Here is a 6,186-nt window from a genome sequence, read left to right as displayed (position 1 = left end):
CCCGCCCGGCCGAGAGGCCGGGCAGCGCCCGTCCCGCCCCCCACGGGGCGGGCGCTTCGCTTCCCACCCCGCCGGGACGGGCGCTGCCCTTCGTGTTATGCCGCGAGCTGAGCCGCTTTGCCTTGGATGTAGGCATCGACCGCCGCGCGCTGGGCCTCATCCAATCGCAGCCCCAGCTTGGTGCGCCGCCACAGGTAATCATCACCGCTGCGCACCCATTCGCGGGCAATGGCCCAGTCCAGCTCCCGCGCCGTGATGGTCGCGCCAAAGTCCTGCCCCAGATCCGCGGCAGTTTTGGCGGCGCCCAGAACCTCCCATGCCTCGGTGCCGTAAGCGCGGATCATCCGGCCTGTCCAATAGGCGGTGAGGAACGGATAGTCTGCGGCCAGTTTGGCTTTTAGTTTCTCCACATCCTCCACCGCAAAATCGCCGCCGGGCAGGGCAACGCCTGCGGTCCAGTCAGAGGGCAGCTGCGGGAACACCTCGCCGATTTTCGCCAGCACCGCCTCGGCCAGCTTGCGGTAGGTGGTCATCTTGCCGCCAAAGACATTCAGCAGCGGCGCCTTGGCCTGATCCAGTGTCAGCACGTATTCGCGGGTTGCTGCAGTGGCGGAGCTGGCACCGTCGTCATAGAGCGGCCGGACGCCGGAATAGGTCCAGACCACGTCGTTGCGGCTTAGCGGCTGTTTGAAGTATTGCGATGCGAAGTCAGCCAGATAGTCCTGCTCCGCTTCGGTGCAGACGGGGGCGGTGTCCGGGTCGGGGTGGTCGGCATCGGTGGTGCCGATCAGGGTGAAATCCTGCTCATAGGGGATAGCAAAGATAATCCGCCCATCACTGCCCTGGAAAAAATAGCAGCGGCCGTGGTCGAACAGTTTCGGCACCACTATATGGCTGCCGCGCACCAGACGGACGTTTTCGCGGCTGCTCAGGCCCAGCTTCTGGTGCAGCACATCGGCGACCCAGGGGCCGCCTGCATTGACCAGCATCCTGGCGCGGTGGTCCTGCTCTGCGCCGGTGGCGCGGTTCTTGGTCCGGATCACCCAGTGGCCGGCGCGGCGTTCGGCTGAAGTGACCTCGGTCCGGGTCAGGATGCTGGCGCCGCGCGCTTGCGCATCGCGGGCGTTCAGCACCACCAGCCGGGCGTCTTCGATCCAGCAGTCGGAATACTCAAAGGCGGTCTGAAACTTGTCTTTCAGCGGCCGGCCTGCCGGGTCGCGGGACAGGTCCAGCTTGGCGGTGCCGGGCAGGATGCCGCGCTGGCCCAGGGAATCATAGAGAAACAGCCCCAGCCGGATCAGCCAGGCCGGACGGCGGCCGCGCATCCAGGGCATGAAGGTTGTCAGCAGTTTCGATGCGGGCGTTTCGCTGTCAAAGCGCATGTCCTTGTGAAACGGCAGCACAAAGCGCATCGGCCAGGAGATATGCGGCATCGCCTTCAGCAGCACCTCGCGCTCGATCAGCGCCTCGCGGACCAGGCGGAACTCGAAGTATTCCAGATAGCGCAGGCCGCCGTGGAACAGTTTGGTCGAGGCCGAGGAGGTGGCGGAGGCCAGATCGTTCATTTCGGCCAATGTCACCGACAGGCCGCGTCCCGCGGCATCGCGGGCAATGCCGCAGCCGTTGATGCCGCCGCCGATGATGAAAAGGTCCGTGACAGGTGCATCAGTCATTTTCGCTGCTTTCGTTTTGTCCGGCGGTGAGGATCCGGGTGCCTGCGGCCTGCGCGGCCTCGGCAAATTGTTCCGGCACCGGGCGGTCGGTGATCATCACGTCCAGCTCTGCCACATCGCAGATCCGCACCGGCGCGGAGCGGGCGAACTTGCTGCCGTCGCAAACCAGAACCCGCTGACGGGCGTTTTTCAGGATTGCGCGGGCGACCGAAACTTCGCGGGCGTCGTGGTCCATCACGGCGCCGTCCGGATCCAGCGCCGAGGCGCCGATGACGGCGAAATCGACCTTGTAGCGGGACAGGAATTCAACCGCGTCCTCGCCCACAATGGCGCCGTCGCTTTGCCGCACAGTGCCGCCGGCCAGGATCAGTTCCTTGGCCTGACCGCTCATCATAAGGTTGATAATATTGATATTGTTGGAGACAACGGTCAGGCCGCTGTGGCCGGACAGCGCCCGTGCCACCTGCTCGGTGGAGGTGCCGATGTTGAGCGTAAGCGAACAATTGTCGGGGATCAGTTCAGCTGCCAGCGCCGCCATCGCCAGCTTGTTGCCCGCGTTCAGCTTGCGCCGGTCCTCATAGCCCTGGCTGGCGGCAGAGCTTAGCCGGACAGCGCCGCCATGCACGCGGGACAGGGCGCCGCGCGCAGACAGGTCGCGCAGGTCGGCCCGCACCGTCTGTAACGACACGCCAAAGCGCTGGGACAGGCCGTCAACCTCCACCCGGTCCTGCTGGTTCAGCAAGGCAATGATTTCGTTTTGACGGCTGGCGGCATCCATAGGCTTTCCTTTCGCTGCGATTCTTTAGCGGACCGCGCGTGAAATGTCACCTATCGTTTTCGTTTTGGTTTTGTGTGTGGTGAAAACGAAAAAAGGCGCGCAGTGTGGCGCGCGCCTTTGGATGAAGCAGCCTGGCTGGCTCAGCGGAGCCGGATCAGGTGGTTGTCCCAGGCCAGCTCTGACCGGTGCAGCGGATGCTGGCCTGCGTCCGAGATTGCATATAACCGGCCGGTGCCGGTGCTGGTGGTGAAGCCGCCGGGGGAGGCGGCAAGGCCGCAGACGTCGTGCATCCGGTGCTCGTTCAGCAGCGCGCCGCCGACAGTGTCCATCACCTGCAGCACCCCGCCGCGCGGGGAGGTGACGCCGATCTGCGTGCCATCGCCGGAAAAGGCGATGGAGCCGCCGTATCCGTTCATGTTCAGCACCCGGGGATCATCCTCCGCCAGCAGACGCGCGGGGCTGCCGGGAAGGTGCAAGCCCGCGGTGGGGATCTGTTCGCCCGGATCCCCCTGCCATTGCATGGCGAAACCAACGGTGCCGTCGATGCGCATGGCGAGGTGGCGGATCGAATTCAGATGCAGCCTGCGGGGCAGTTCCATCTGGTCCTGCAGGGTGCCGTCAAAACCCAAGTAGCTGAGGTTCGGGCGCATGTCCGGAAGGTTCAGCTTGGCGCGGCCGCTGCCGGGGTGGGTTTCAATGCCGCCGTTGGCGATGACCAGCCCCGGCGCGTCCCGGCGCAGCAGCATATCGTGCGGACCAATGCCGCCGGAAGCAAAGGCGCCAATGCGCTTGTATCCGTCCGCGGCATCCCAGACTCCGATGATGCCGCGGGCGTTCTCATAGTCGTTCTCGGTCGTGAACAGGCGGGCGCCGTCGGGGGAGAAGGTGCCGTGGCCATAGAAATGGTGGCCAGCGGGTGGCTCCAACCGGGCGATGGCGGTGCCGGTGCGGCAGTCGATCACATCGGCAAAGCGGCCCGGACGGCGGGCAAGGGCCACCGCCTCGGGGCGGGTGGGATGCGCCGCTGCGGCGTGGCCGCGGCCCGGCAGCGGGTGGCTGAACAGGATTCCGCCGTCTTCTGTGAGGCCCGCAAGCAGGAAGGCGCCGCTGGCGTCCTTGCCGGCAGACAGGAAGGCGGGGCTGCCGGCGTTGGCCCAACTGGCCTGCGGGGCAAGGCCTGTGGCCAGAAGGCCGGCCAAAAAGCCGCGGCGGGACGCCATATCAATCGCCGTCCAGGGAATTGAAGCCTGCCTCAACACCCAGGGCCGGGCCCAGTTCCCCGGCCACCAGCGCGCGCAGGTCCTTGATCTCCTGCTGCAGGGATTCGATGCGGAAGCGGCTGGCGGGATCGGCAGCGCCGGCAAAGACGGGGTCGTCGAGGGTCTCGGCCTTTTTGCGGGCTTTGGAAAAACCAGCGGTGAATTCGGTTTGAAGGTCCGCATGGGGGGCCGCCAGAGCCAGCGCCAGCGGCTCCAGCGCGTTCAGGGACAGCAGCACATGGCGAAGGCTGCGGCCGGAGCGGCGGGCCTCGGCGCGGGCCGGGCGGGGTCTGTCCTATGTTCCCAGCGGACGCCCCAGACGCATGTCGTCCAGCACCTGCAGGCCGGTGGTGAGCGCCTTGAGCAGTTCCTGAGTGATCTCCTCGTCGCTTTGGTAGCGATTGGCGGGGCTGCGCATTTCGGCGGCGTAGCTCTGTTCCCAGTCCATTTTGATGGATTGGGTTGTGGCCGCGATGTCGGTGCTGATGGCGCGGGTCAGGGCGCAGCGGTAGCCGGCGCTGCCTTCGGTGGAGAGCTCAGGATCATAAAGCAGGAATTCCAAGGCATAGAAGCCGCGGGCGGCGATGGAGTAGCTGGCGAATTGCGCCGGGTCCGAGATGCCGGGGTCTTCGCTGCGGATCAGACTGGCTAGCGCCTTGGGTGTTTTGCTGCGGCTGTCGGGCCAGAATGCCAGCGCAAAGGCGCGGCTGTCTGTTTCCGTCGGCCCGAAACGGTAGGGGCTGGCGGCGATCCAGGCGTCGAAGGCGGCGCCGTAGGCTGCGCGCAGGGATCCGGACTGCGGGGTGCAATCCGCCTTTGCCGTCTCCGCCAGTGCCTGCGCGTCCTCTGCAAGCGTTTGGAAGGCCGGGAGGATCAGTTGATCGGTGATGGCGCTGGACAGGTCTGAGGCCGCGGCGGGGGCTGCAGCCAAGGCAACAGCGAAAGCAAGGGCGCGCATCAGAGGCTCTCCAGGAATGAGATCAGGGCAGCACGGTCTTCCGGCGGCAGCTCCACCACCCGGGTTTTGGCCGCTTCCGCCTCGCCGCCGTGCCACAGAACCGCCTCCAGCAGGGTGCGGGCGCGGCCGTCGTGCAAAAAGGTGGCGCGGGGCGAGACCTGCTGCGTCAGGCCAATCCCCCAGAGCGGCGCAGTGCGCCATTCGCGGCCCGTGGCGCGGGCCTCGGGGCGGTGGTCGGCAAGGCCTTCGCCCATGTCATGCAGCAACAGGTCGGAGTAGGGCCAGATCAGCTGGAAGCTTTGCTCGGGGCGGTCCTCCAACCGGTGGGTCACATATTTCGGGACGTGGCAGGAGGCGCAGCCGCTGTCATAGAACAGCTGCTTGCCGCGCAGCACCGTCGGGTCATCCGCGTTCCGGCGGGCGGGCACGCCCAGATTGCGGCTGTAGAAGGCGACCAGTTCCATATTCGGCTGGTCGATCTCGGTTTCACGGGAATCACCGCCGCCATGCGGCGCGGACTGGCAGGCGGTCTGCAGGCCGGTGCATTCGCCGGCGTGGGCGGGGAACAGCGGGGTGGAAATGCCGATATCGCCGGCGAAGGCGCTGGCGGATTGTTCGTGCACGGTCGGCATTCCGGCTTTCAGGCCGAAGCGGCCCAGCATGATCCGGTTGAATTCGCGCGACCAGACAAGGTTGGCACGGCCTGAGATGCCGTCGCCATCCGCGTCCTCCTCATCCGCGTGGGCGAGGATGTCGGCGGCGGGGACGGCCTCCAGCAATCCCAGCCCGATCATCGGCGGCGCGACCCGGGGGGAGAGCATGGCGCCCTTGGCAAGCGGGCCGTAGCCGAGGTTTGCAGCGGTGTAGCCGGGGCGGCGCAAAGTTGCTGTTTCGCCGCCGTTCAGGGCAACTTCGAAGTCCTCGTATGCGACCTGCAGCTTGTATTCCGGCGCGATGCCGGGGGCGGAGAAATCCTGCAGCTGGGTGCCGTAGTTCGGATCGGGCACGGTGCCGATATAGTCATGGACTTCCCGCAGCTCTGGCGGCACGGGGCCGGGGATCGAGACGCGCAGGAACATGGTGGCGGACGCATAGTCCGGCTGCTCCGGCACATGGCCGCGGCCGTCCTTCAGGTGGCAGCGCTGGCAGGACCGGGCGTTATAGAGCGGGCCGAGACCGTCAGAGGCCAGGGTGGAAGCGGGCGAAAACACCCAGATCTTCTTGAACAGGCCATTGCCCAGTTTGAATTCCAGCTCCTGCTCGAAACTGAGGTTGGCGGAATGCTGCGAGAACGCTTCGTCATCCGGCCGCGCCCGCACGGTGGCAGCACCGGCTGGCAGGTCTTCGAACCGTTCGGGTGCAGAGAAATCCGCGGCGGGCGCGGTCACGGCCTCTATCCGGGTGCGTTCGGCGTCGGTGCGGGGCAGGGGGGAGAGGTGCGGCTCGGCCTGGTACTGGCTGGCCAGGTCCAGCGCCGCAACGGGGGTGGCCGCCGCAAATGCGGCAGCCAGAAACAGT

Annotated in this window: 4 protein-coding genes and 1 pseudogene; all 5 read right to left on the bottom strand. The window is 66.4% G+C overall.

Going from position 1 to position 6,186, the window contains the following annotated elements:
• Nucleotides 1-95 precede the first annotated feature (95 nt).
• Nucleotides 96-1,673, bottom strand: coding sequence for a glycerol-3-phosphate dehydrogenase (glpD, locus tag VOI29_RS21760; RefSeq protein ID WP_323783627.1), 1,578 nt, complete (start codon nucleotides 1,671-1,673; stop codon nucleotides 96-98).
• A complete protein-coding gene (locus VOI29_RS21755; protein WP_323783625.1) occupies nucleotides 1,666-2,451 on the bottom strand; it encodes a DeoR/GlpR family DNA-binding transcription regulator in 786 nt (261 codons plus the stop codon). Before VOI29_RS21755 ends, glpD begins: the two co-directional genes overlap by 8 nt.
• Nucleotides 2,452-2,591: 140 nt before the next feature.
• Nucleotides 2,592-3,671, bottom strand: coding sequence for a DUF1513 domain-containing protein (locus tag VOI29_RS21750; RefSeq protein ID WP_323783623.1), 1,080 nt, complete (start codon nucleotides 3,669-3,671; stop codon nucleotides 2,592-2,594).
• A gap of 1 nt (nucleotide 3,672) precedes the next feature.
• Nucleotides 3,673-4,668, bottom strand: a pseudogene (locus VOI29_RS21745) (imelysin family protein).
• Nucleotides 4,668-6,179 (bottom strand): di-heme oxidoredictase family protein, encoded by a 1,512-nt coding sequence (locus VOI29_RS21740; RefSeq protein ID WP_416361574.1) that lies wholly within the window; start codon nucleotides 6,177-6,179, stop codon nucleotides 4,668-4,670. The pseudogene VOI29_RS21745 and the gene VOI29_RS21740 overlap by 1 nt, the downstream one beginning before the upstream one ends.
• Nucleotides 6,180-6,186 lie beyond the last annotated feature (7 nt).

The organism is Leisingera sp. (assembly GCF_034669605.1).
GTDB lineage: Bacteria > Pseudomonadota > Alphaproteobacteria > Rhodobacterales > Rhodobacteraceae > Leisingera.
The sequence above is the reverse complement of the archived record's forward strand: the minus strand, read 5'-3'. Positions and strand labels throughout refer to the sequence as shown.

Excerpts from the sequence above, each read along its gene's own strand:
- VOI29_RS21750 (WP_323783623.1), bottom strand. The coding sequence starts at position 3,671 with ATGGCGTCCCGCCGCGGCTTTTTGGCCGGCCTTCTGGCCACAGGCCTT.
- glpD (WP_323783627.1), bottom strand. The coding sequence starts at position 1,673 with ATGACTGATGCACCTGTCACGGACCTTTTCATCATCGGCGGCGGCATC.
- VOI29_RS21755 (WP_323783625.1), bottom strand. The coding sequence starts at position 2,451 with ATGGATGCCGCCAGCCGTCAAAACGAAATCATTGCCTTGCTGAACCAG.